The organism is Psychrobacter sp. bablab_jr014 (genome assembly GCF_016464015.1).
Classification (GTDB): Bacteria; Pseudomonadota; Gammaproteobacteria; order Pseudomonadales; family Moraxellaceae; genus Psychrobacter.
This window is the reverse complement of record NZ_JACDXT010000017.1, coordinates 33,694-56,548: the sequence shown is the minus strand read 5'-3', so window position 1 is coordinate 56,548 and position 22,855 is coordinate 33,694. Positions and strand designations below refer to the sequence as shown.

At 47.4% G+C, this 22,855-nt stretch carries 24 protein-coding genes; 10 read left to right on the top strand and 14 right to left on the bottom strand.

Annotated features, from left to right (window positions below; genetic code table 11):
* Positions 1-23: 23 nt before the first annotated feature.
* Both JIE71_RS04420 and lgt read right to left on the bottom strand, forming a co-directional pair.
* Positions 24-884, bottom strand: a complete 861-nt coding sequence (locus JIE71_RS04420; RefSeq protein ID WP_199507519.1) for a thymidylate synthase — start codon at positions 882-884, stop codon at positions 24-26.
* Positions 885-962: 78 nt separating this feature from the next.
* Positions 963-1,853 carry a prolipoprotein diacylglyceryl transferase gene (lgt, locus tag JIE71_RS04415; RefSeq protein ID WP_199507518.1) on the bottom strand — a complete coding sequence of 297 codons (891 nt, stop codon included), beginning with the start codon at positions 1,851-1,853 and terminating at the stop codon, positions 963-965.
* 300 nt (positions 1,854-2,153) lie between these two features.
* Here lgt and JIE71_RS04410 point away from each other — a divergent pair, with 300 nt between their 5' ends.
* Positions 2,154-3,014: an NRDE family protein gene (locus JIE71_RS04410; RefSeq protein WP_199507517.1), complete on the top strand. Its 861-nt coding sequence runs from the start codon at positions 2,154-2,156 to the stop codon at positions 3,012-3,014.
* Between the two features lie 259 nt (positions 3,015-3,273).
* On the opposite strand, the gene JIE71_RS04405 is transcribed toward JIE71_RS04410, so the two are convergent.
* On the bottom strand, positions 3,274-3,792 hold the full coding sequence (locus tag JIE71_RS04405; RefSeq protein WP_199507516.1) for an RNA pyrophosphohydrolase: 519 nt from the start codon (positions 3,790-3,792) through the stop codon (positions 3,274-3,276).
* Positions 3,793-4,193: 401 nt separating this feature from the next.
* Between JIE71_RS04405 and JIE71_RS04400 the strand changes: the two genes are divergently transcribed.
* Both JIE71_RS04400 and JIE71_RS04395 read left to right on the top strand, forming a co-directional pair.
* Positions 4,194-4,607, top strand: a complete 414-nt coding sequence (locus JIE71_RS04400; RefSeq protein WP_199507515.1) for an OsmC family protein — start codon at positions 4,194-4,196, stop codon at positions 4,605-4,607.
* A 14-nt stretch (positions 4,608-4,621) separates the two neighbouring features.
* Positions 4,622-5,050 (top strand): MAPEG family protein, encoded by a 429-nt coding sequence (locus JIE71_RS04395; RefSeq protein ID WP_199507514.1) that lies wholly within the window; start codon positions 4,622-4,624, stop codon positions 5,048-5,050.
* Here the strand turns inward: JIE71_RS04395 and JIE71_RS04390 are convergent.
* Positions 5,047-6,054, bottom strand: coding sequence for a tRNA dihydrouridine synthase (locus JIE71_RS04390; RefSeq protein ID WP_199507513.1), 1,008 nt, complete (start codon positions 6,052-6,054; stop codon positions 5,047-5,049). The genes JIE71_RS04395 and JIE71_RS04390 overlap by 4 nt on opposite strands.
* Before the next feature lie 78 nt (positions 6,055-6,132).
* On the opposite strand from JIE71_RS04390, the gene JIE71_RS04385 reads away from it, so the two are divergent.
* A complete protein-coding gene (locus JIE71_RS04385; protein WP_199507512.1) occupies positions 6,133-6,726 on the top strand; it encodes a hypothetical protein in 594 nt (197 codons plus the stop codon).
* Positions 6,727-6,786: 60 nt separating this feature from the next.
* Here JIE71_RS04385 and JIE71_RS04380 read toward each other — a convergent pair whose 3' ends face one another.
* The 6 genes from JIE71_RS04380 to JIE71_RS04355 all read right to left on the bottom strand — a co-directional run bounded on the left by JIE71_RS04380 (position 6,787) and on the right by JIE71_RS04355 (position 11,746).
* Positions 6,787-8,283 carry a UvrD-helicase domain-containing protein gene (locus tag JIE71_RS04380; protein WP_199507511.1) on the bottom strand — a complete coding sequence of 499 codons (1,497 nt, stop codon included), beginning with the start codon at positions 8,281-8,283 and terminating at the stop codon, positions 6,787-6,789.
* Between the two features lie 120 nt (positions 8,284-8,403).
* Complete coding sequence (tatC, locus tag JIE71_RS04375; RefSeq protein ID WP_323126909.1) at positions 8,404-9,144, bottom strand: twin-arginine translocase subunit TatC; 741 nt, start codon at positions 9,142-9,144, stop codon at positions 8,404-8,406.
* A gap of 89 nt (positions 9,145-9,233) precedes the next feature.
* Entirely contained in the window at positions 9,234-9,824 is a 591-nt protein-coding gene (tatB, locus tag JIE71_RS04370) for a Sec-independent protein translocase protein TatB (protein WP_199507509.1), read from the bottom strand.
* 71 nt (positions 9,825-9,895) lie between these two features.
* Positions 9,896-10,144: a Sec-independent protein translocase subunit TatA gene (tatA, locus tag JIE71_RS04365; protein ID WP_199507508.1), complete on the bottom strand. Its 249-nt coding sequence runs from the start codon at positions 10,142-10,144 to the stop codon at positions 9,896-9,898.
* Positions 10,145-10,385: 241 nt separating this feature from the next.
* A complete protein-coding gene (gene hisIE, locus JIE71_RS04360; protein WP_199507534.1) occupies positions 10,386-11,210 on the bottom strand; it encodes a bifunctional phosphoribosyl-AMP cyclohydrolase/phosphoribosyl-ATP diphosphatase HisIE in 825 nt (274 codons plus the stop codon).
* Between the two features lie 92 nt (positions 11,211-11,302).
* Positions 11,303-11,746 carry an acyl-CoA thioesterase gene (locus tag JIE71_RS04355; RefSeq protein WP_228284543.1) on the bottom strand — a complete coding sequence of 148 codons (444 nt, stop codon included), beginning with the start codon at positions 11,744-11,746 and terminating at the stop codon, positions 11,303-11,305.
* A gap of 685 nt (positions 11,747-12,431) precedes the next feature.
* On the opposite strand from JIE71_RS04355, the gene rpmI reads away from it, so the two are divergent.
* From rpmI to JIE71_RS04330, 5 genes are all read left to right on the top strand, one after another.
* Entirely contained in the window at positions 12,432-12,629 is a 198-nt protein-coding gene (gene rpmI / locus JIE71_RS04350; RefSeq protein ID WP_199507532.1) for a 50S ribosomal protein L35, read from the top strand.
* Positions 12,630-12,676: 47 nt separating this feature from the next.
* On the top strand, positions 12,677-13,033 hold the full coding sequence (rplT, locus tag JIE71_RS04345; protein ID WP_199507507.1) for a 50S ribosomal protein L20: 357 nt from the start codon (positions 12,677-12,679) through the stop codon (positions 13,031-13,033).
* Positions 13,034-13,267: 234 nt separating this feature from the next.
* The gene (gene pheS / locus JIE71_RS04340; protein WP_199507506.1) at positions 13,268-14,323 is read left to right on the top strand and encodes a phenylalanine--tRNA ligase subunit alpha; all 1,056 of its coding nucleotides are present in this window, start codon (positions 13,268-13,270) and stop codon (positions 14,321-14,323) included.
* An 85-nt stretch (positions 14,324-14,408) separates the two neighbouring features.
* On the top strand, positions 14,409-16,829 hold the full coding sequence (gene pheT / locus JIE71_RS04335; protein WP_199507505.1) for a phenylalanine--tRNA ligase subunit beta: 2,421 nt from the start codon (positions 14,409-14,411) through the stop codon (positions 16,827-16,829).
* A 169-nt stretch (positions 16,830-16,998) separates the two neighbouring features.
* On the top strand, positions 16,999-17,292 hold the full coding sequence (locus tag JIE71_RS04330; RefSeq protein WP_199507504.1) for an integration host factor subunit alpha: 294 nt from the start codon (positions 16,999-17,001) through the stop codon (positions 17,290-17,292).
* A gap of 279 nt (positions 17,293-17,571) precedes the next feature.
* Here JIE71_RS04330 and JIE71_RS04325 read toward each other — a convergent pair whose 3' ends face one another.
* Positions 17,572-17,949, bottom strand: coding sequence for a hypothetical protein (locus JIE71_RS04325; protein WP_228284542.1), 378 nt, complete (start codon positions 17,947-17,949; stop codon positions 17,572-17,574).
* A 539-nt stretch (positions 17,950-18,488) separates the two neighbouring features.
* Between JIE71_RS04325 and JIE71_RS04320 the strand changes: the two genes are divergently transcribed.
* Positions 18,489-19,376, top strand: a complete 888-nt coding sequence (locus tag JIE71_RS04320) for a neutral zinc metallopeptidase (RefSeq protein WP_199507503.1) — start codon at positions 18,489-18,491, stop codon at positions 19,374-19,376.
* A gap of 281 nt (positions 19,377-19,657) precedes the next feature.
* Here the strand turns inward: JIE71_RS04320 and JIE71_RS04315 are convergent, their stop codons facing one another.
* From JIE71_RS04315 to trxA, 3 genes are all read right to left on the bottom strand, one after another.
* Complete coding sequence (locus JIE71_RS04315) at positions 19,658-19,900, bottom strand: hypothetical protein (protein ID WP_199507502.1); 243 nt, start codon at positions 19,898-19,900, stop codon at positions 19,658-19,660.
* Positions 19,901-20,577: 677 nt separating this feature from the next.
* On the bottom strand, positions 20,578-21,846 hold the full coding sequence (rho, locus tag JIE71_RS04310) for a transcription termination factor Rho (protein WP_199507501.1): 1,269 nt from the start codon (positions 21,844-21,846) through the stop codon (positions 20,578-20,580).
* Positions 21,847-22,329: 483 nt separating this feature from the next.
* A complete protein-coding gene (gene trxA / locus JIE71_RS04305; RefSeq protein WP_199507500.1) occupies positions 22,330-22,656 on the bottom strand; it encodes a thioredoxin in 327 nt (108 codons plus the stop codon).
* Between the last annotated feature and the right edge of the window lie 199 nt (positions 22,657-22,855).

Genomic DNA, 22,855 nt, shown 5'->3' with positions numbered 1-22,855 from the left:
GTCAGCTGCCCTTGAGCGTCCCCTTATACTGCGACGGGCGCTTTGATGGTGGGGTGCGACTCATAATTATGAACGTGGATATCGTTATAAGTAAAGGCGAAAATATCATCGACTTTTGGGTTTAACTGTAACGAAGGCAAAGGCATAAGCTCACGACCAAGCTGGGTTGCCACTTGCTCAAGGTGGTTTTGATAAATGTGACAGTCGCCGCCCGTCCAAACAAATTCGCCCACTTTAAGCCCGCAAACTTGGGCAATCATGTGCGTCAGTAGCGCGTAGCTGGCGATATTAAACGGCACACCTAAGAACAAGTCTGCCGAGCGTTGATACAGCTGGCACGACAGTTTATTGTTCGCCACAAAGAATTGAAATAGCGTATGACATGGCGGCAGCGCCACTTGGTCAGCCTCGCTGGGGTTCCAGCCTGAGACAATCAGACGGCGCGAGTTGGGGTTATTTTTTATTTGTTCAACCAGATTGGTAATTTGGTCAACGCCATCGCGGTTATAGTCGCCATCGGCGTTTTTGCTCGCCCCATAGTTGCGCCACTGATGCCCATAAATCGGACCCAAATCGCCTTCGCGGCGGTTAAAGCGCGCGGTTTGCGCGGCGGTCGCCCACTCATTCCAGATGCGCACGCCATGTTCTTGTAGATAGCCCACGTGCGTATCGCCGCTTAAAAACCACAGCAGCTCATACACGATGGATTTAAAATGCACTTTTTTGGTGGTCAATAGCGGAAAGCCATCGCTTAAATCAAAGCGTAATTGCGCGCCAAAATGACTGAGCGTGCCTGTGCCTGTGCGGTCGCCTTTGACCGTGCCATGCTCGCGCACATAATCTAGCAGCTCAAGATAAGCGCGCTCATTTTTACTGTGTATCATAACTGTCGTACCTAAAGCTTAAAAATGTAGCTTAAAAAATGCAGCTTAAAAAAATGCGTCCGTATTGATCAGCAGTCGTTATGCTGAATAAGTAGCCTGCTTGCCCCAATCATAGATGCCGCGCTTATATGCGTATGCCAGCATAAACAGCCCCAAGACAATCATGGGCGCGGTTAGGATTTGCCCTTTGGTCATCCAGCCAAAAAGGATAAAGCCTTGGTCAGCATCGGGCTGACGGAAAAATTCGATAATAAAACGGCTCAGACCATAGCCCAATAAGAACAGCGCAGAGACCGCCATGCGTGGGCGCGGTTTGCTAGAGAACCACCACAAGATGATGAATAATAGCAAACCTTCGGCAAAGGCTTCGTACAGCTGCGATGGATGGCGCGGCAAGATATATTGCCCATTAACCTCAATCGCCAAGCGCTGCAAGCTTGGGTCTTGTTGCAGCAGCTCGGCATCAAACAGCGCAGCTTGCGGAAAATAGGTCAGCCAGTTGTAGCCGCCATCAGAGATGCGTCCCCACAGCTCGCCATTGATATAGTTGCCGAGGCGTCCAAAGAGTAAGCCTGTCGGCACACACGGCGCGATAAAATCCAGCACCTGAAAGGCTGTCTTTTTATACTTACGTGCAAAGAACCACATGCCCAGCACTACGCCGATAAAGCCGCCGTGGAATGACATACCGCCTTCCCACACACGCAGCAAATAGGCGGGATTTTGTAACAGCTCACCGAATTGATAAAACAGTACATAACCGATACGCCCGCCCAAAATCACACCCAGCGCCCCATAAAACACCAAGTCCGATACCATATCCGCTGACCACGCATCACGCTTGGTACTGCGATACCATGCCAAGCCATAAGCCGCGGCAAACGCGAGCAAATACATCAGCCCATACCAATGCACTTGCACAGGTCCAAGAGAAAGGGCAACAGGGTCAAACTGAGGATGAATCATCATAATGAATACTTAGTGACGCGCGTCGGCGTGTGTAGTGAGACAGTTGAAAACCAAACCATAAGGCGACACATCGCGATGGCGCAGGTTTGTAGCGGTCGTATATCAGGGTGACAACAGCAATCAGTTGCCCAAAATTGACCAGCGTATCATAGCAAAAAACGACATAAATAATAAGTCATGTCTGAGTGAGATGCGTAACCAGACCTTGCATCATCGCAGTTATGCAAACTCATCAGCGTGATAGAGGCTGTGCTATAGTGGCGTGTAACGTCATGGTCACCATTTAGGTTAGGAGCGCTTATGTGTATTGTCGCCATTGCTTGGCAGTTGTTTGATGAGTTGCCATTGGTGCTATTGTCCAATCGCGATGAGTTTTTACAGCGTCCAACCAAGCCGCTGCATCAGTGGTCTGATCAGCCGATTTATGCAGGGCGTGACGAAAAAAGCGGCGGTACATGGCTGGGCATTCAGCAGCAGCCATTATCAGGTAAAAAGTCAGAGACAAAGCCAGAGGCGAAAGACGAGCGTAACGCCCTGTATCAACAAAACGGACGTTGGGCGGCGGTACTCAACTTTCGAGATGGGGTACAGGCGAGCAGTCAAGAGCGCTCACGCGGTGAACTGGTGACGCATTTTTTGACCAGTGCGCTCAGTCCGATGGCGTTTGCACGGCAGATTGATTTGCAAGATTATGCAGGGTTTAATCTGATTGTCGGTGATGCTCGGCAAGCGGTCATTGTCAATAATCGCGGTCATGCGCCTACGCCGCTTTATGCAGGGCTGCATGTGATTTCAAATGGTCAGCCAGAGGAGCGTTGGTTTAAGACTGAGCGCTTACGCGCGCGCCTGCGTCAAGAGGTGCTGCCGCTGATTGCTGAAGACCCTACGCCAGAGTATTGGCAGCCTGCTGCTTTTTCGGTGTTGTCCGACAGTACCTTGGCCGCTGTTACTGAGCTGCCCGACACAGGTGTTGATAAGGCGATTGAACACGCGCTGTCGTCTATTTATATTCGTACAAATAAGCTGCGCGCAGCGGATAGCAAAAATCTGCTGTCCAATTATGGTACCCGCACACAAAGTATTTTGACATTACAGCGCGTCCCCGATGCCAAGCCATCGACAGATAATATACGCGCCTGTCTTATCAGCCGTGAGACCTAGGGCATGTCATCAGTGAGTCCATTCAAGAATTCAGCGGTCTTAAACTGGCTAAATCTTGCCAAACAGCGTCAAAAATTTTGTGAATATACCGATATTCCCTGCAATTTTTTCCTTGTTTGACTGCGATTTATCTCATTTTAAGCCTTGCTATCCCAATGATGACACGCCCAAAACATTTAAATATCAATCGTTTCTTTTACCCATAAAAAAACCTGCCGCTTCACCTTATAAATGAGACAAAGCGGCAGGTATGGCAGCATCACACAATCAAGTGATTGTCTTGCTTGGGCAATATCAGCTCTGGCTTGAGTGGCAGCTCGCGCGCCAGTTCTTGCAATGCCCGACGGTAGACGCCGCGTTTAAAGTGAATGACTTGACCGAGTGGATACCAGTAGCTGACCCACTGCCAGTGGTCAAACTCAGGCTTACTCGCATCAAAGCGAATGTGCTGGGTGTTTGGCTCATCTAAGCGTAGCAAAAACCATTTTTGTTTTTGCCCAATACATAAAGGTTGCTGCCCATGACGCACATAACGTTTGGGTAGCCGATAGCGCAGCCAGTCTTGGGTGACTGCCAGCAGCTCGACATGGCGGGGATATAGCCCCACCTCTTCCCAAAGCTCGCGATACATCGCATCCATAGGCGTCTCCCCGCGGTCGATCCCGCCTTGAGGAAACTGCCAAGCGTTGTGACCAATTCGTTTTGCCCACAGAACTTGCCCTTGTGTATTTGCCAAGATGATGCCGACATTGGCTCGAAAGCCATCTGCATCTATCATGACGTAACCTTATAAAAAATTAAAATGACTCATTTTATGGCCTTTAGGCATCAACCATAGTTATTATTGGGTGGTTGATATAAATGTGTGACCATAAAACCAGTGTGATTACCGTTATTAAACCAAGAATCGAGGCAAATGTGTAACAATATTTTGCTATAAAATGTTTCACAAGATTAAATGAGTAAAATCATACATTTAAGCGAAAAGGTGCACGGGCATATTTTTGGACAAACTCAGCGACAAATAAATGCCTTTTGCCTACTTTTTAGCGCCAATTTACGCATGGGTACCAAAGTAAGCTATGACAGATAAGAATGTTGGTTTTTGCTTGTGCTACACTAATGCCCTTTGGTAACGATTTTTAAAACCACCGTAAAAGATGATTATAAGGAAAGGTTATGGCAGAACTTAAAGCAAGCGTGACGTGGCAAGAAGATAAAGCCTTTTTGGGCGTGGCACCCTCAGGGCACGAAGTACAGATCGATGCTAATAAAGAAAAAGGCGCAAGCCCGATGGAATTGGTACTGCTCGGTTTGGGCGGCTGCGCAAGCTATGATGTGGTGTCTATTTTGCAAAAATCGCGTCAAGAAGTCACCGATGTGCGCTGCGAGTTGACCGCAAAGCGTGCCGACACCGTACCTGCGGTCTATACCGACATTCACTTGCATTTTATTGTCACAGGTAAAGACGTTAAAGAAAAGCAAATCGAGCGCGCGATTCATCTGTCTGCCGATAAATATTGCTCAGCCAGCCGTATGCTGGTCGATGGCGGCGTCAACATCACGCACGATTACGCATATATCGCAGAATAAAGGCAGTAGAGATTATGAGTGCATGGCTAGAGATGCTGTCGGACAGTCGAGCAGCGAGCGCCATTTGGGCAATGGTGGTAGCGAGCCTGTTGCCCTTTATCATGGCAATGATCGCCAAGCTGGTAGGCGGGTTTCGTTTTTCGGACAATGCCAATCCGCGCGATTTTTTGGCACGTACTTCAGGCATGGCTGCTCGCGCTAATGCCGCACAGAAAAACAGTTACGAATCACTGCCGATATTTTTGGTAGCGGTCGTGGTCGCCATGCTGTTCTTTGTACCGCAAGGAGTGATTAACAAACTGGCGTGGCTGTATGTGCTGATTCGCATTGGTTACTGCGCCGCTTATATTACCAATTTGGCGCTGTTTCGCTCGATTTTGTGGCTACTGTCGCTGGCGTGCTCATTCATGCTGTTTTATTTGGCGATACGTATCAGCGGCTAAGCGGTCGTTAACGCCTCAAATTGACGCAATGTATTTTGTAAGGCAGCAATAATGGCTGCCTTATTTTTTTCGCGTTTAATATCATTCCATATCGTTTGCGCCTCAGGATAGCCTTTACTCAGCATCCCCAGCCACTGCTTATAGCGCCCGACCAGCACGGTGTCGTTCTTTGCTTCACCTTCTAAAAAAGCAATTTGATGCGGTACGAGCGCCTGCCAAGACAGCGTGCGCGTAGCGTCTGTATCAGGCGTATCAATACGCGCTACCAAATCAGGGCGCGTCACCGCCCCGCGTCCGAGCATCAAATGCTGTGTGCCCGCCTGCGCCATACACTGCGCGGCGTGACTGTGCTGCCAAATCTCACCATTGGCAATCACAGGTATCGGCAAGCTATTAAACGCCAAGATTTTGTCCCAGTACGCGGGCGGCTTGTAGCCTTGGGTTTTGGTACGCGCATGTATGGTCAACCAATCCGCGCCGCTGGCGTCAATCGCTCCGCGAATGTCGTCCATGCGCGAGGTGTCGGTATAGCCCAAGCGAATCTTTGCCGATACAGGAATGTCGTCAGGGACAGCGCGGCGCACGGCATGGATAATCTCGTACATCACTTCAGGCTCATCGAGCAGCACCGAGCCGCCGCGGTGGCTATTGACCGTTTTTGCGGGACAACCAAAATTAATATCAATGGCAGGCGCGCCAAGCTCAGAGGCGTAGGCGGCGTTTTCTGCCATCAGCTGCGCGTCACTGCCGAGCAGCTGCACATGAATCGGTGTGTTTGATGTGGTCTTAGATGCCGTGAGTAGCTCAGGCACGTATTTGTAAAACACGTGCGCGGGCAAGACGTGCTGCGTCACCCGAATAAACTCACTGACCGACCAGTCATAAGGACGCCCTAAATCGGTTGCTATCTGCGTCAAGATTTGGCGCATCAATGGGTCAGTTAATCCTTCCATGGGCGCGAGGAGGCGGACGGGGTGGGGGAAGAGTTTATTTGAAAAATTCATTAGGCTTATACAAACATAAATAAATGAGGCATATGATAACGTATCTGTATTTTAATAGTAGACCAAAAGGAAACAGTCATGGGTATAGATGTAGAAAGTGCTTGCTCGACTTGTAAAGAAATATTTTGGCTAGGATCTGCTAAAGAATATAAATGGTCGGGGTTTCAGTTTGGTAATAGGCAGGTTTTTTCTTGGTTTGCCAGACATGCGAACCCTAACTGTAAGGTGTTTATAGGTAATGACCATGGGTCATTGTATTTATGGGAGGCTGATTTAACAGAGTATCAAAGGAAGCTTTTTAAGTATATGGCTTACGATACAGAAAATAGTCAATGGTACTGTGTTTATACTGAAGAAAGTCAAGATGATGCTGACTCACTAAATTATTTCCCTAATCTATATGGTAGAGATCATGAAGTGAGTCAACCTACGACTTTAGAAGGTGAAACTGTACAGGCATTATCCTTTGCTTTCAACATGTCTGATATAAATGCAGTAGATGCGAACGAAGATGACCTTAGAGAAATTAAACGCTTTAAAAATCCTTTAATCGTACGCTATGAGGACTTGGCAATAGAAGAAGCTACTACTGAGTGGTCACATCAAATCTTTTATCTTTCATCTTATTCTGTTTTTTTGTCTGTTAGCTTAGCCAGTAATTTAAATTGCTAGTACAAAACATGATGAGTATCGAATGAGCAACAAGCTTATGTTAAGCGCTTCAAGCCAGACTTAAGACCCGTAAATCACCTTTTTCCCTGCCTGCAATCCTGAAATTAAGCCTTGGATGTTTTGAATATCGAGCGTGCCTTGAGCACGGGTGCAGGCAACGTACAACAAGCGCAGCTCTTCGGGACTGATTTTAATGCCATGCGTGGTGAGGTCGTAATAAAAATCATCATCGAGCTGTACGCGTCCCCATTCCAGACCCTTTGCCTTGTGCGCGGTCGAGATAATGTAATCGGCATTATTGACCTCAGTCAGGCTGTTGACCGCTTGGCTGAGCACCTGTGTGCCGTGGTCATCGACCAGCTTGACCAGCGTTTTTAAATCGCTGCCCTCACTGGTTTCGGCGTACTCTTGCACGTCTGACCAATTATAAAAATACGCCAGCTCAGGCACACCATACGCGGACTTGCCATGTTTTAGATTTTCAGCGGCTTGGCAAAATTTCAGCATACGCTCAGTGTCGGCTTGCAATGCCACACGGTGTCCGAGTTTCAGTCCTGTCAGCAGTTGCACCATCGCAGCAGCATTGGTACGGCACAAGATGGCGTCTTTACTGCCATGCGCAGAGATGCGCTCAGTGCTGGAGGTGCGCGCAGGATTGCCTTTTAAGGGAATATCTTCTTGCAAGGCGGTCAGTAGCGTATTGGCAACCTCAGCAATCGGCTCACCAAAGCGGAACGACTGCGTCAATAATGTTTGCGGTAAAGGCAGCTTTTTCATGGCATTGACCGCGCCGCGCCATTCATAAATCTGTTGGTGCGCGTCACCCACATAGATGACCTGCTTGGACTGCTGGGTCAAAATACCCATCATCAGCGGGTCGGCATCTTGCGCCTCATCAAACAAAATAAAATCAGCAGGAATGCTCGGTTTTGAGAGCGCCCACAGCTTAAGATAAATATCGTGCCCAATGCCTGCAGGATGGCGCGGGTCAATCGACTGCAGCCAGCGCTTTTCAACCGCAGGGTATAGCGTCTCACGCAGTTGCTCTTGGTCGGCGTCCATCATCCAGTTGGGAAACTGCAAATGACGCGGCGCAGGGTAGCTGGCATGCGTGCTACAAAAATAACTGATGGCATCACTGACAAAGCGCGCCAGCTTGGCAGGGGTGAGGTTGACGTATTTATACACGCCATCCATCTGCCGCCGCACTTGTACGGTCTGTAAGCCCAAATCATCGCCCAAGCGCTTGGGTGAAAAGCGCGGCAAGGACAGCTTGGCAGTAATATCACGCGGGACGTGCCGATAGGCGAGCGAGTGAAAGGTACGGCAGTCCACGTGCTCAGGGAACTTGCCTCGTGCTTCGGTAGCAATAGCTTTGTTAAATGCCAAGTACAGCCCGCGTCCGCGCAGCCGTTCGCCAATCAGCTTGAGCGTCGTCGTCTTACCTGCGCCTGCGTATGCCACCACCTTAAACGACTGCTTGTCCATTGCCATATTGAGCGCATTTAACTGCTCGTCGGTGGGATGGCTCATATACGTGGGCATCGATGAAGACATAGTCAGAACCTAACAGCAAAAGACCCGCAGGCGACTGTCCGCAGCACACAAATATAGGCGTATGGCCCATACTCGTACCGTCATGACAAGCGCAAGGAGGTGAGTAAGAAAAGAAGAGAATCAGCGGTCGGTCTGTGCTGGCAGGGCGTCGCTGTCAGTGCGCTTGGTAATCAAAAGCGCTGCCAATATCAGCCCCAGCTCAAACAGCAGCCACATCGGAATGGCGAGCATCAGCATCGATACGCCATCGGGTGGTGTCACCACCGCTGCGACCGCAAAGCAGCCAACGATGATATAGCGCCGCTTGTCCTTGAGACTCTCAATGGAGACGATGCCGACCAATATCAACAGCAACGTAACGACAGGGATTTCGAAGGTTAAGCCAAAGACCATAAACAGCTTCATGGCAAAGCTCAGATAGCTGTCGATATCGGTCATCGGAATCACATTTTGCGGGGCAAAGGTGATAAAAAACTTCAGCACGCCTTTTAATACCACAAAATAGGCAAACGCCACGCCTGCATAAAACAGCCCAATGGACGATATCAACACAGGGATGGCAATGCGTTTTTCTTTACGATACAGCCCTGGTGCGACAAACGACCAAATCTGATACAAAATATACGGCATCGCTATAAACGCCGCCACAAATACGGTCAAGCGAATGGGCGCCATAAAGTTGGACGTGATATCTGTCGCAATCATGGTGGCATTGGCAGGCAGCTGTGCTACCAATGGCTCGGACAAAATATCATACAGCTTGCGCGAAAAGCCCACCAGTCCCAAAAACACCACCAATATCGCCACGCAAATCTTAATCAAATGCGCACGCAGCTCAATCAAATGCTCAGTGATGGGCATGTCGCCAAGCGCTTCAGAAATAGCGTCTGTCGCCGCTGGCTGGTCTTTTTCAGTATTGAGTTTATCGTCAGGTTTACGCTTGAGTAGGCTCATGATGCCTCCTGAGGCGTGGTGCTGGCAGCAGGCTGCTGGTGGGTGTATAGCAGGGTATCGGCTTGATAGTTGGGCATGCGCGGGGCAGGAGGTAGGCGGCGCGCTTTGTCATAAGCGCCTAAATAAAACCACATATTTTCCCATGGGCGGGTCATAATCGGTACATCGACAACAGTATTGTCTTTTGCTAAGTCATCTGCTGAAGTGTCATCATCGATAGCGGTATTTATATCGGCAGCCGCGGCAGCGGTGTTTGCTTGTGATGTGCTTTGGTTAGCAGTCGTTGCGCCCGTGGTGGTATGAGCCGACTGTTTTAATTCTTGCATATTACTGCGCATGGCGGCGATTTCTTGCTGCATTTGTGCTTCGGTTTGGCGAATCTTTGCCAGCTCGTCTTGCATTTGCTTGCGCGTCTCTGCCAAGTCCAGCTCGGCTTCAATCTCAGATTGCAGCGTGGTGACCGTACGGCGAATCTTGGCGTACCACTGACCTGCGGTGCGCGCTGCTTGTGGCAGCTTTTCTGGACCCAGCACAATAAGCGCAATCACGCCGAACAGCAACAGCTCAGAGAATCCAATATCAAACATAAGCGTCCAATACCGCTATTAACGATAAAAAAAGATCAGCCATCAAAAATATCCGCCTGCGCTCTCGTCAACTATACGCTATGCTTGTCTTTATCTGTGCTGATTTCGGCATCATCAATAGACGACTTAGTGGCGCGCTGCTCATGATCAAGCACACGTTGCTTGTTGGCATGCTCGGTTTGCTCGTCTTTTACCGCATCTTTAAAGCCTTTGACCGCACCGCCCAAATCTTTGCCTGCATTCTTGAGTTTGGAAGTACCAAATACCACCACCACGACAACCAATAGAATCAGCCAATGCGTAATAGAAAAACTGCCCATAATGGGTATCCTTATGTCTTGAGGAGACGTGCTGTCTATTTTAGCACCTTTTGCTTATCCGCCGCATCTTAACCTGTAAATGTGAAGGTTTTATGTATTGCAGAAAATATAGGCGATTATTCGTAAAAATAATCGCCTGTGCCATGCTATAAACAATTTGGGGTATTATAACGTGCTTGAGGGGTAAATAGGAATGGATAAGTTGAACCATTTCGCCATAAAAAGCTAAGAAGTCAAACACTTAACCTTTGCTGCGTGCTGCCTTTTCCTCAATACCTGACAAACCAAAGCGGCGTGCCAGCTCATTTAAGACCGCATCTGATGGGATATCAAACCAAGATATGGCAACCAGACTATGAAACCACACATCCGCCGTTTCATAAATCAGCTCATGGCGGGCATCGCTATCGTCTTTATTGGCAGCGAGGTCTTTGGCAGCAATGATGCTCTCGACACTCTCTTCACCGACTTTTTCGAGTATTTTATTTAACCCTTTAGCATAGAGGCTTGCAACATACGAGCTATCAGGGTCGGCGGCTTTACGCTCGGCAAGTACGGCGTCCAGCTCGGTTAATATCGCGGTATGGTCGCTAGAATGCGTGTCAGAATGGGCTTTTGCGTGTGTTGTTTCAGGCGTGGCGGTGTGCGTCTCTGTAGCGGTAGAAGTATTATAAATATCGTTTGGGTCTTTTAAGACAGGATCGACACTTTCCCACGTAGGCGTGTCGCTATCGGTATCTAGGCGGCGATAAAAGCAAGACTCGCGCCCTGTGTGACAGGCAATACCGCCAATCTGCGTGACGGTTAAAATAATGACATCGGCATCACAATCAAGATAAATGTCATGCACCTGCTGCGTATGCCCTGAGGTTTCGCCTTTATGCCACAAGCGACTGCGTGAGCGCGAAAAATAAATGGCCTCTTTGCGCTCAGCGGTGAGCGTCAGCGCTTCTGCATTCATCCAAGCCATCATTAAAACACGTCCTGACTGCTTATCTTGAGCAATCGCAGGAATCAGGCCATCAGCATTAAAACTTACGTTATCGAGCCAAGCAGGTGCTGTCATCATCAGTATGCCATCTTATATAAAGTCGAAGAACCGTACAGCGCGCTATAGCACCTGCACGAAAAACAGCTTTAAAGATAGCATGTAGTTTATTACAGCTCAAACGGTTGCGGCTCAAGCGCTTCTTTTATGAGCTCATTCATTGAAACCGTGCGATTCAAGCGATAATCGTAATTAATAAAGTGCATACGCGCCTGAGCGACCAATGAGCCGTCATACATCCGTGTCACTTTGATCGCAATTTGTCCGCCGTTGTCATCAAGAGACTCTACGCCCACTTCAAAGAGCAGCTCCTCGCGCGCGCGCACGCGGCTACTAACGGCCAACTGAATATTGTCTGTCAAAAGACCTTGGTACTCAGCGTTCATCTCCTTTATGCCTTTAGAGTATAAAAAACGGGCGCGCGCCTCAGAAAGCTGTGCGGTCAATGCCTCAAGGGTGAGATACTGAGTGCTGTCAATCTCAGTATTGCGCACACGCATGACGGTCTCAAAGACAAACACCCTGCTATCAAACGTCAGATCTTGATGTATCAACGTTGTCTCCTGCAATGATATGTGGTGGCTCAAGCGAATGTGGCAGCATAATAGGACATACCAAAAAGTACAACTGCCATTTCATAAAAACTGTCAACTAAAATAAAGATATTAGCGATGATGATTCTTACTGTCTTGTGATTAACATATTAGCGCTAAACTCAGTTTTAGCATCATACTTACTAAAGCATAGCTTGTATTTGGTTTCAATCAATTTTGGGACAAATGGTAATATTCTATTATCCATTTTATGTCAACGCATTGCTTTCTAGGAAAAAAGCGATTGCAAATCGTGTCTAGAGACATCCATACCTAGGCATCTTATAAAGATTGTTTTTATGATAAGGGTAAAAACAAATAATTAAAAAATGTCGATGATTAGCATGAGCGGCTTTTTCTAATAGTCACAATAAATGTAAGGAAATAGGCGGGCGTTGTTATGGCGCAAACCGTCCAAAACACGGCGATGAGCAAGTTACGCTTTTATAGCGATGTTTTATTGCCTATCGAGCAAACGCCGCTTGGCAAATGACAAAGACTTCTGCTAAAATAGCGCCTCCCACCTCAAGGCAGAGTGTCTGGTGATTATCCAGATAAGGCTCTGACGAACAGGTTCTTACTTTATCTGTCTGGTTTGATGGGCGTCAGCCGATCAAACGACAACAAAGACAAAGAGGCAACTCACATGAAAGTGAAGATGAAAACCAAGCGTGGCGCTGCCAAACGCTTCAAAAAAACAGCGACTGGCTTTAAGCACAAGCAAGCATTCAAGAGCCATATCTTGACCAAGAAATCAGCTAAGCGTATTCGCCAATTGCGCGGTCTGAAGATGGTACACAAGTCTGACGAAGCAGCTATTCGTCGTATGTGCCCATACATCTAATCGACACGCATTTTTCTGAATCTTAACTATTTATCTTGGAGTAAATTATGGCCCGTGTAAAACGTGGTGTACAGGCAAATCGCCGTCACAAAAACATCCTAAAACGTGCTAAAGGCTACTACGGCGCTCGTTCACGCGTCTACCGCGTAGCAGTACAAGCGGTAACCAAAGCTGGTCAGTACGCCTACCGCGACCGTCGCAACAAAAAACGTACTTTCCGTCGTCTATGGATTGCACGTATCAATGCTGGCGCACGTGTTAACGGTCTAAGCTACAGCCGCTTTATTAACGGTCTTAAAAAAGCAAACATCGAAATCGATCGTCGCGTTCTTGCTGACATCGCTATGCACGATGCTGCTGCTTTTGGCGCGTTGGTTGAAAAAGCAAAAGCTCAGCTGGCCTAAGACAATAACGCTCAGGCGTGTTTTAGCTACTGATTAAAAAAGGCTACCGCTCGTCGGTGGCTTTTTTTATGTGGTTGCAAACCGTGTACCGAAAACCGATTGATGATAGACTGAGCGTTTGCTCATCATCACGGTATCTTCAAGCCGCGCTAACAAGGGCATGGTAAATGGTTTGCAATATCCCATTAAATCCTTACAATAAATAGTCTGTTCAAATCAGGAATACTGCGTCTTATGACTACCCCTGCTGCCACTAGCGATTTGTCGGCGTTACCGACCCTATCTGAGACTCTAAGTGACCTTCGCCAAAACGAATTTACGAGTTTTACTGACGCGGCGATTGCTCACATTGAGCACGCCCAAAGCGCTGCCGATTTGCAGCAGCTGCGCGTCACACTGACAGGTAAAAAGAGCGCGTTAACAGGTTGGTCAAAGCAGCTTGGTAAGCTCGATGCGGACGCCAAAAAAACATACGGTGGTATGCTGCACGAAGTGCGCAGCCGTATTCAAGCGGCACTGACCGAGCAGCAACAAGTCCTTGACGCCAAAGCATTAAATACCAAGTTAGAAGCTGAACGTGTTGATATCACTTTGCCAGCACGCGGCGCACAAAAAGGGCACCTGCACCCTGTGACCATGATTACCCAGCGTATGCAGCAGTTTTTTGTGCAGGCGGGCTTTAATGTGGCGACAGGTCCAGAAGTTGAGAGTGACTACTACAACTTTGAAGCGCTAAATATCCCCTCGCATCATCCAGCGCGTGCAATGCACGACACCTTCTATTTTGATGCGCACTATCTGTTGCGTACGCATACCAGCCCTGTACAGATTCGTACGATGGAAGACAAAGCGCCGCCGATTCGCGTGATTTGCCCAGGCCGTGTGTACCGCTGTGACTCAGACCAGACGCATTCACCGATGTTCCATCAGTTAGAGGGTTTGATGGTCACTGAGTCGAGCACCTTTGCTGAACTCAAAGGCTTAATCAGCGAATTCTTAGAAGCGTTCTTTGGCAAATCATTGACCGTCCGTTTCCGCCCGTCGTTCTTTCCATTTACTGAGCCATCAGCCGAAGTCGATATCTTGACCGACAGTGGCAAATGGCTTGAAGTCATGGGCTGCGGTATGGTGCATCCTCAAGTACTAACCAACTGTGGTATTGATAGCGAAAAATACACAGGCTTTGCCTTTGGTATGGGCATCGAGCGCTTTGCCATGTTGTATTACGGCATTGATGATTTGCGTCTGTTTTTCCAAAATGACGTGCGCTTTTTAAAGCAGTTCGGCTAAATTGAAAAGTCCTCAGTATTTTGATTCGTAGATAAGGCTATCCCGTCTTATCACCTCTATTTTGATATTTTGATTCGAGACAGTTATGAAAATCAGCGAACAGTGGCTACGTCAATGGGTAAATCCTGCTATCAGCAGTGCAGCACTTGCTGAGCAGCTGACCATGGCGGGTCTTGAGATTGACGATCGCTATAGTGTGGCGCGTGCGTTTAGTGGTGTGGTCGTCGGTGAAGTGATTGACGTTGAGCCGCATCCTGACGCCGACAAATTGCGCGTGACCAAAGTTAATATCGGCAGTGATGAGCCGTTACAAATCGTCTGCGGCGCGCCCAATGTCCATGTGGGCATAAAAGCGCCCGTAGCGACCATCGGCGCGGTATTACCAAGCGATGACGCCAGTAATGGTAAAGCGGGTTTTAAGATTAAAAAAGGTAAGCTACGCGGTGTGGCATCGCACGGTATGCTGTGCGGTGCTTCAGAGATTGACTTGGTTGATGAGGTTGACGGTCTGCTTGAGCTGCCTGCGGACGCGCCTGTTGGTGTGGACATTCGCGAGTATTTGGGTCTAGACAATCAAATCCTAGATATTTCTATCACGCCAAACCGTGGCGACTGTTTTAGTGTGCGCGGTATTGCGCGCGAGCTTGCGGTGATTAATGCCCTGGACACACAAGCACCAAGAATTCCTGATGCGCTAGAAGCACATAGCGATGCTATCAGTGCGCCAAGTGTTAGTTTAAGCGCAGATGAGGCGTGTCCACGTTATTTGTTACAGCGTATTAACGGCATTGATCGCAGTATCCCAACACCAAAATGGCTACAAGATGCCTTGTTGCATTCAGGTCTGCGTAGCCATAACTTTTTGGTCGATGTGACCAACTATGTGCTGCTTGAGCTGGGTCAACCGCTGCATGCCTTTGATGCCGATTGCATCGAGGGTGATATCAAAGTGCGCTTGGCAACAGCGGGCGAGCAAGTCACTTTATTAAATGACCAAAGCGTGACCCTAACGGGCGATGAGCTGGTGATTGCGGATGACAAAGGTATTTTAGCGCTGGCAGGCATTATGGGTGCTAAGCGTGGCAGTATTTCAGACAGTACCACCAACATCGTACTTGAGAGTGCCTTTTTTGCACCACTCGCGATTGCAGGCCGTGCGCGCCGCTTTGGTTTACATACCGATGCGTCACAGCGCTTTGAGCGTGGGGTGGATTTTGAATTGCCCGCATTGGCGCTTGCGCGTGCCGCAGACATTATTACCCGTGTGGCAGGTGGTCAGGTCAGCAGCCCTGTGGTCACTGAGCAGCTTGGCTACTTGCCAACGCGTGCGCCAATCACGCTACCGATTACCAAAGTCAAAGACGTCTTGGGCATTGAGATTGCTACTGATGACATGCAGCGTATCTTAACCCAATTGGGCTTTGCGGTTGAAACACAAGCAGACGCGCTGGTATGCACACCGCCATCTTATCGCTTTGATATGAGCATCAAAGAAGACTTGATTGAAGAGATTGCGCGTATCTATGGCTACGATAATATTCCAAGTGCCTTGCCTGCGCTAAAGGTGAGCATGGACTATGACGACACTGCTGATTTGACGTATTATATGAAGCGTGCGCTGGTGGACATCGGCTATATGGAAGCCATCAGCTTTAGCTTTAGTGATGCCAAGCTTGAAAGTATTATTGATGATGCGGCGTTGGGTGAGGTGCTGGCCTTGGCAAATCCGATTTCTAGTGATTTGGCAGTCATGCGCCGTACTTTGCTATCGAGCTTATTGCCTTGTGTGCAATACAACCTTAATCGTCAGCAGTCGCGTATTCGCTTCTTTGAAACCGGTCTAAGCTTTGTTGGACAAAAAATCAGTGAGCTGGTACAAACGCCAAGCCTTGCGCTGGTATCTGTCGGTGATGTGTGGGATGAGCAAGCCTACCAAAACCGCAGCAGTGACTTTTTTGATTTAAAGCACGATGTCGAGCAACTGCTGCCTGTACATATTAATGCATCTCGCGTACGTTACGAGCGTGCTGACTTGGACTTTTTGCATCCTGGTCAAAGCGCCAAGCTATATGTGGATGATGTTTATATCGGCTGGCTCGGTCAACTGCACCCAAGCACCAGCAAAGCGCTTGATTTACCCACCACGTGGGTCGCTCAGTTGGCATTGGCACCGCTACTCGACTTGGCACGCGAAATGCACGCCATCACTACGCCAAGCAAGTTCCCGCAAGTACGCCGTGACATTGCTGTGCTTGTCGATAAGCAAATCAGTGTGCAAACGCTGCAAGCTACCATCCGTCAGGCGGCGGGCGCATTGTTGAGCGATGTGTTCTTGTTTGACGTGTATCAAGGTGAACACGTGCCTCAAGGGCAGCGCTCGCTAGCATTTGCGCTGATTTGGCAAGACAAAACCCAGACCTTGTCTGATGACACCATCAAACAAGCCACCGACGCTGTGATCAAAGCGCTGACAACAGCGCACCAAGTGCAACTGCGCGACAGTTGATGCTGCCACAACCATAACCATCATGTTATAATGGCTATCATGCCATAAATATCGCTGATACCAAGTCGTCTATGCGGTTGGGTATCGGCTGTTTTTTGTGGTATGACCCACTTATCATACCGCCACATCATGTGACCGTGAATTACCCGCCTAGGCTAGGAGATGTACTGTGAGTACTTTGACCAAATCTGATATGATTGAGCATTTGATGAGCCATCTAAACTTGACCCGTCAAGAAGGACGCTGTCTGGTTGAAGGCTTTTTTGATGAGCTATCAGAAAGTCTGATTGACGGTAGGGAAGTGAAGCTTTCAGGATTTGGTAACTTTGAATTAAAAGACAAAGACAGCCGTCCCGGTCGCAACCCGAAGACAGGTGAAGCAGTTGCTGTATCAGCGCGCCGTGTTGTCACTTTTAAGACAGGACAAAAGTTCCGTCAAAAAGTGGATGAGCACTTGTCTTAATGGGTCTTAAGCAACTTCATTGTAACCGTTAAACCTCTCTGTATTTTTAATGCCCTGTTGCTGCCTTCAGCGTATGCAATGGGGCTTTGTCGTGTCTGCTTACCTATAGATTGATGAATGGCGTTACTCTTGTAGTGAGTATCATGACTTTTGTAGCTCAAATATGGATACTATAGCTCGGCTGTCAAATATCCGCTTACAACAGTTTTTTTAAAATACAGACATAAAAAAAGAGAGCCAATAGGCTCCCTTCTTTCTATCAGATACCGACTGTCAGAATTACTGAGCAGTAGTGGTCTCTGTAGTAGCATCAGCTGGTGCGTCAGCAGCGTCAGCAGCTTCTGCGTCCATAGCGTCAGTGCCAGCGTCGATGTCAGCAGTAGCGCCGCCGTCAGCTGGAACTTCTGCGTCTACTTCAGTAGTAGCAGTAGCGTCTTGAGCGTCAGCGATGTTTGCTTCAGCGTCAGCTACAGCCGCGTCAGCGCCAGCAGTTGCTTCGCCGTCAGCAGCAGCTTCATCAAGCTCTTGTTGTGCGTCTTGCACTTCTTCTTGCGCGTCAGATAGGTCTTCAGCAGCGTTTTCGGTGTTGCTGTCACAGGCAGTTAGGCCCATAGTTGCAGTCATGATACCAGCTAGAGCAAGTAATTTAAGTTTCATATCTAATCTCCAAAAATGAAATGAGCAGAAGCGATAACAAAAAACAGAGTACTTGGAAACTTTAAGTATCCAAATGTCCTCAGTCACAGCTCCTCAGCTTTCACGCATTCTATAGTCTTTTTTATGAAATGAAAAGAGGCTGTACAATTAAGTAACAATAAAAATTGTAAAAAATTTGCAATATTTCATTTTAATATTGTTTTTAATACAACAACGATTCTTACTTTCCGTATAATCGATTGCATTAGTAATATAGATACAAATAATTTTTATGTTTTATCCAGATAAATAAAGCATGTTTCTTTATTTATCATAGTGATAGCCTGTTTGCGATACAAAATAACGATTTAATGACACAATCTATCCAAGACGTATCTAAGTATGCATAGAAGTATACTTTAAGCGACATTATAGTAGGATAGACGGCAAGCATGGATAGAAAGGATAAATGAATAGAATCAAGCACAGCGATTATCTATACGTACGGTAAATCGTCATAAGCACAATGACTACGATAACAACAAATAATGGAGAGACGTATGAAATGGCAAGGCAGACGAGGTAGCGACAACGTACGTAGCAGTACAGGCGGCGGTAAGCTTTTGGGTGGAGGTATCGGTGGTATCATTATCGCAGGCATACTGTGGCTGGTCTTTGGTGTGAATCCCATGACAGCCTTGCAGACAGGTCAGGTGATTGCTGGCGGTGGTAATAGCAGCGAGACAGAGGTCGCAACGGCGAATGATAGAGACACGCAGTTTGTTAAAGTGGTGCTGGCAGATACCGAAGAGGTTTGGCATCAAATATTTCAACAAAACAATCTGACTTATGAAGAGCCACAGCTGGTACTTTTTAACAATCGTATTAACTCTGCATGTGGGTCGGCATCTTCAGCGACAGGGCCATTTTATTGTCCAGGGGATAAAACGGTCTATTTAGACACCAGTTTTTTTGCAGAAATGCGTCAACAGCTGGGTATCACAGGCGACCAGCAAGGTTCGGGAGATGCTGAAAACCAAGGTAAAGCAGGCGACTTTGCACAAGCCTATGTCATTGCTCATGAAGTTGGTCATCATGTACAGACGCTGCTCGGTATCTCGCAACAGGTCAATCAAGTACGCCAAACGGCAAGCCGCGCAAAAGGCAACCACCTGTCTGTACTTCAAGAGCTACAGGCCGATTGCTTTGCAGGCGTATGGGCGAACCGTAATCAAGCCCGTGTCCAGTTTTTGGAAGCAGGTGATATTGATGAGGCCATTAATGCCGCTAGCCAAATCGGCGATGATCGCCTTGCGCAAGCCAGCGGCGCGTCGGTTTCACCAGATAACTTTACGCATGGAACGAGCCAGCAGCGCGTAGAGTGGTTCACTCGTGGCTTACAAAGTGGCGATGTACAATCATGCGATACTTTTGGTAACGCCCTATAACTTATGCTTAAGCTTAAAAAGAACAGATGCGCTGCCGTTCGCGGCGTATTTTTGTGTGTACTGCTCTTAAGGATAAGGGAGTTAAAAAATAGGTAAAAGGTAGTACAAGTAAGATATGATTTGCCAAAAGCGAAATACAATACGCATTAAAAAGCCTACAATAAACTGTAGGCTTTTCAGTAGCGCATAAGAAATCTGGTTTAATAGAACTTTACGGTTATAGACGGTCGCTACTAACGATAACGTCCGTGGTTACGAATAGCGCTATACATACCACGTTATTAATTAGAATGGTCAATCACATAACCACCAGCACCACCAAGCGCTGCACCAGCAAGTGCGCCACGTGCGATGTCCTTACTGTCGCCGCCACTACGGATAAGTGCGCCTGCAGCAGCACCTGCAGCAGCGCCCTTAGTGGTATTGCTCAGGCCGCTATTATAAGTGCCTGTCGAGCTACAACCCGTCATGGCTACTGCTGCACTGGTAATGGCCGTCATCGCGATAGTCTTTGCAAATTTCATAATGTCACCTATATGTGTCGTTGATATAAAAAGTCACGATGAATAATGGCAGATGTTTTTATACTAAAACTTTGATATAAAATAATAAAGATAAAGAATGGTTTTCTACTGTCGTTAACGTTGCCGTTTTTGACTAAAAAAAGATACAAAAATATATATGATTTTATATTTTTTTATCTGCGTTTATTTAAGCAATAGTAACTAGAAACGCAAACCCTCTTTATCCTTATCCTCAAAAAGCAAATGGTCTAAATAAGCATTATCATCTTGTTCCTATCATAGGACAGGGGACATCGGTAAGTCGTAGTAAAAACGCTAAGCTTTGCAAACGCTGTGTAATCGATGTTTCCACTATGTATCCTAGGTAACTTTTCCTATCCACACGCACAGAACTGCTTATTGTTGCAGATATAACTGCTATCTGCTTGAGTAAAATTCTTATGAAGACACGCCCTACAACAATAAAAAAAGACTGCCTATGGGCAGCCTTTTATGGGTATAAAGTGAACAATGATTGGGATAATTACGGTATTTGTAATCACCTAGCGACATATTAGCGCATGGGGTTTTTAACAATTAGGCCATGCTGGGTAACAATAAACAAGCTGTCGCCAAAACATTAATTATCCGTATTTAAAACAATGACCATTAAAATACATGTACTCGTTATTAATGGTTTAGTTCTGTGATTTGCGCTTCATTTGCTCAAAGAAGTCGTCATTGGTCTTGGCTTCTTTTAGGCGATCCAGCAAGAATTCAGTGGCCTGCACGCCATCCATCGGCTGCAATAGCTTGCGTAGAATCCAGACTTTACGCAAGGTATCTTCATCGAGCAGACGCTCTTCGCGGCGCGTGCCTGACTTCTTAATATTAATCGATGGGAAGACGCGTTTTTCGGCCAAGTCACGCTCAAGGGTAATCTCTTGGTTACCTGTGCCTTTAAATTCTTCAAAAATCACGCTGTCCATCTTGCTGCCTGTGTCGATAAGCGCGGTTGAGATGATGGTCAAGCTGCCACCTTCTTCGACATTACGCGCCGCACCGAAAAAGCGCTTAGGACGCTCTAGGGCATTGGCATCAAGACCACCTGTCAGTACCTTACCTGAGGATGGAATCACTGTGTTGTAGGCGCGTGCAAGGCGGGTAATGGAGTCGAGCAAAATCACCACGTCTTGCTTGTGCTCAACCAAGCGCTTGGCTTTTTCAATCACCATCTCGGCAACTTGGACGTGACGCTGGGGCGGCTCATCAAAGGTTGAGGCGACCACTTCACCGCGCACGGTACGCACCATCTCAGTCACTTCTTCAGGACGCTCATCGATGAGCAGCACGATAAGGTAACATTCTGGATTGTTGCGGGTGATGGACTGGGCGATAGACTGTAGAAGAACGGTCTTACCCGCTTTAGGCGGCGCGACGATGATAGAGCGCTGACCTTTACCGATAGGGGCAATCAGGTCAATGATACGTCCTGTCAAGTCTTCGGTCGTGCCGTTACCCACTTCTAGCTTGAGCTGTTCGGTCGGAAATAGCGGCGTTAAGTTCTCAAAAATCAGCTTATGACGTGAGCGGTCTGGGGTATCAAAGTTAATCTCACCGACTTTGAGTAGCGCAAAATAACGCTCAGAATCTTTGGGTGGACGAATCGTCCCCGCGATACTGTCGCCTGTCTTTAGGTTAAAGCGGCGGATTTGACTGGGACTGACATAAATGTCGTCAGGGCCTGCCAAATAAGAGCCTTCTGATGAGCGCAAAAAGCCAAAACCGTCTGGCAGCACCTCAAGCACCCCGTCACCATAGATGGCTTCACCGTTACGGGCATGGGTTTTTAAGATGGCAAAGATGATGTCCTGCTTACGGCTGCGCGCCATGTTATCAAGACCCATTTCTTTGGCGATTGCCAATAGCTCTGCGATTGATTTTTTCTTTAATTCAGTTAAATTCATAGATAAGTCATTAGCGGTTGATCAGGTGAGGACTGCCGTTAGCAGCACAACCTATGCCATAGATAAATGCAGCGATACGATCGCGATAGGGTGTGTGCACAGAGTTGATGACTATGTAGCATCTGTCACCAGCAGCAATGGTCATGCGGCGGGGGCGACAAAATAATGATGAGGGGCTACATAAGAGTTTTTGAAAAACTCAGCATCAGTAATTGTTTAATAAAATAACTGTGTTTTGTGTTGATAAACACGAGGAGAATGGCGCTCAGACGCCTAAGAACGTCTTATGCTGTTCTTGTGAGCAGACTATACGGTTTTAGAGCTTCTATTGTCAATTATTTTCACTAAAAAATGCGCATAATTGCTATTTTGCAGATAAAAAAACAAAAAAGGCCACTATCTTGTGCAGATAATGACCTGTTTGCGCAGCAGTAGGATGCTGCCTGACACGTCATTTTAGATAAACGACGCGTGCCGCTAAGCTTAGAGATGCTTATCGAGTACTTTTGCCAATTCAGCTTTTGACTGTAGGCCAACCACTGAGTCAACCTTTTCGCCATCTTTAAAAACAAACAGAGTTGGGATGTTGCGGATACCAAAACGGCTGGCTGATTGTGGGTGGTTGTCAACGTCGACTTTAACGATTTTGACTTTGCCTTGGTACTCATCGGCCAAATCTTCTAAAATAGGCGCGATGGCTTTACATGGGCCACACCATGCTGCCCAGAAGTCTACCAATACAGGGACATCAGATTGCAATACATCGGCATCAAAATCGGTGTCTGTGGTGTTTACAATAAGGTCTGACATAATTGTTCTCTCTTGTTGTGCCATTTAAGTACGCGCGGCCAAACGGCAGTAGAGCGCGGTCAAATACCCTTAAATGGGTAAAAAATGTGTCATCATAGTAGCACGTTTCTGCACCGATGGCAGAGGCTTGCGTGTTAAAATCCTTAAACCATTACTATGAGTAAAACCAATGGTTGCCTTATGGCGGCTTTTATTAGGG

Bases quoted from the DNA above. Each gene is read 5' to 3' on its own strand.
- JIE71_RS04395 (WP_199507514.1), top strand. From the start codon at position 4,622: ATGAGTGCATGGCTAGAGATGCTGTCGGACAGTCGAGCAGCGAGCGCC.
- JIE71_RS04315 (WP_199507502.1), bottom strand. From the start codon at position 19,900: ATGAAATTTGCAAAGACTATCGCGATGACGGCCATTACCAGTGCAGCA.
- rplT (WP_199507507.1), top strand. From the start codon at position 12,677: ATGGCCCGTGTAAAACGTGGTGTACAGGCAAATCGCCGTCACAAAAAC.
- rpmI (WP_199507532.1), top strand. From the start codon at position 12,432: ATGAAAGTGAAGATGAAAACCAAGCGTGGCGCTGCCAAACGCTTCAAA.
- lgt (WP_199507518.1), bottom strand. From the start codon at position 1,853: ATGATGATTCATCCTCAGTTTGACCCTGTTGCCCTTTCTCTTGGACCT.
- hisIE (WP_199507534.1), bottom strand. From the start codon at position 11,210: ATGACAGCACCTGCTTGGCTCGATAACGTAAGTTTTAATGCTGATGGC.
- JIE71_RS04385 (WP_199507512.1), top strand. From the start codon at position 6,133: ATGGGTATAGATGTAGAAAGTGCTTGCTCGACTTGTAAAGAAATATTT.
- rho (WP_199507501.1), bottom strand. From the start codon at position 21,846: ATGAATTTAACTGAATTAAAGAAAAAATCAATCGCAGAGCTATTGGCA.
- JIE71_RS04380 (WP_199507511.1), bottom strand. From the start codon at position 8,283: ATGTCTTCATCGATGCCCACGTATATGAGCCATCCCACCGACGAGCAG.
- JIE71_RS04320 (WP_199507503.1), top strand. From the start codon at position 18,489: ATGAAATGGCAAGGCAGACGAGGTAGCGACAACGTACGTAGCAGTACA.
- tatC (WP_323126909.1), bottom strand. From the start codon at position 9,144: ATGCCCATCACTGAGCATTTGATTGAGCTGCGTGCGCATTTGATTAAG.
- JIE71_RS04405 (WP_199507516.1), bottom strand. From the start codon at position 3,792: ATGATAGATGCAGATGGCTTTCGAGCCAATGTCGGCATCATCTTGGCA.
- tatA (WP_199507508.1), bottom strand. From the start codon at position 10,144: ATGGGCAGTTTTTCTATTACGCATTGGCTGATTCTATTGGTTGTCGTG.
- JIE71_RS04390 (WP_199507513.1), bottom strand. From the start codon at position 6,054: ATGAATTTTTCAAATAAACTCTTCCCCCACCCCGTCCGCCTCCTCGCG.
- pheS (WP_199507506.1), top strand. From the start codon at position 13,268: ATGACTACCCCTGCTGCCACTAGCGATTTGTCGGCGTTACCGACCCTA.
- pheT (WP_199507505.1), top strand. From the start codon at position 14,409: ATGAAAATCAGCGAACAGTGGCTACGTCAATGGGTAAATCCTGCTATC.
- JIE71_RS04400 (WP_199507515.1), top strand. From the start codon at position 4,194: ATGGCAGAACTTAAAGCAAGCGTGACGTGGCAAGAAGATAAAGCCTTT.
- JIE71_RS04325 (WP_228284542.1), bottom strand. From the start codon at position 17,949: ATGAAACTTAAATTACTTGCTCTAGCTGGTATCATGACTGCAACTATG.
- JIE71_RS04410 (WP_199507517.1), top strand. From the start codon at position 2,154: ATGTGTATTGTCGCCATTGCTTGGCAGTTGTTTGATGAGTTGCCATTG.
- tatB (WP_199507509.1), bottom strand. From the start codon at position 9,824: ATGTTTGATATTGGATTCTCTGAGCTGTTGCTGTTCGGCGTGATTGCG.
- trxA (WP_199507500.1), bottom strand. From the start codon at position 22,656: ATGTCAGACCTTATTGTAAACACCACAGACACCGATTTTGATGCCGAT.
- JIE71_RS04420 (WP_199507519.1), bottom strand. From the start codon at position 884: ATGATACACAGTAAAAATGAGCGCGCTTATCTTGAGCTGCTAGATTAT.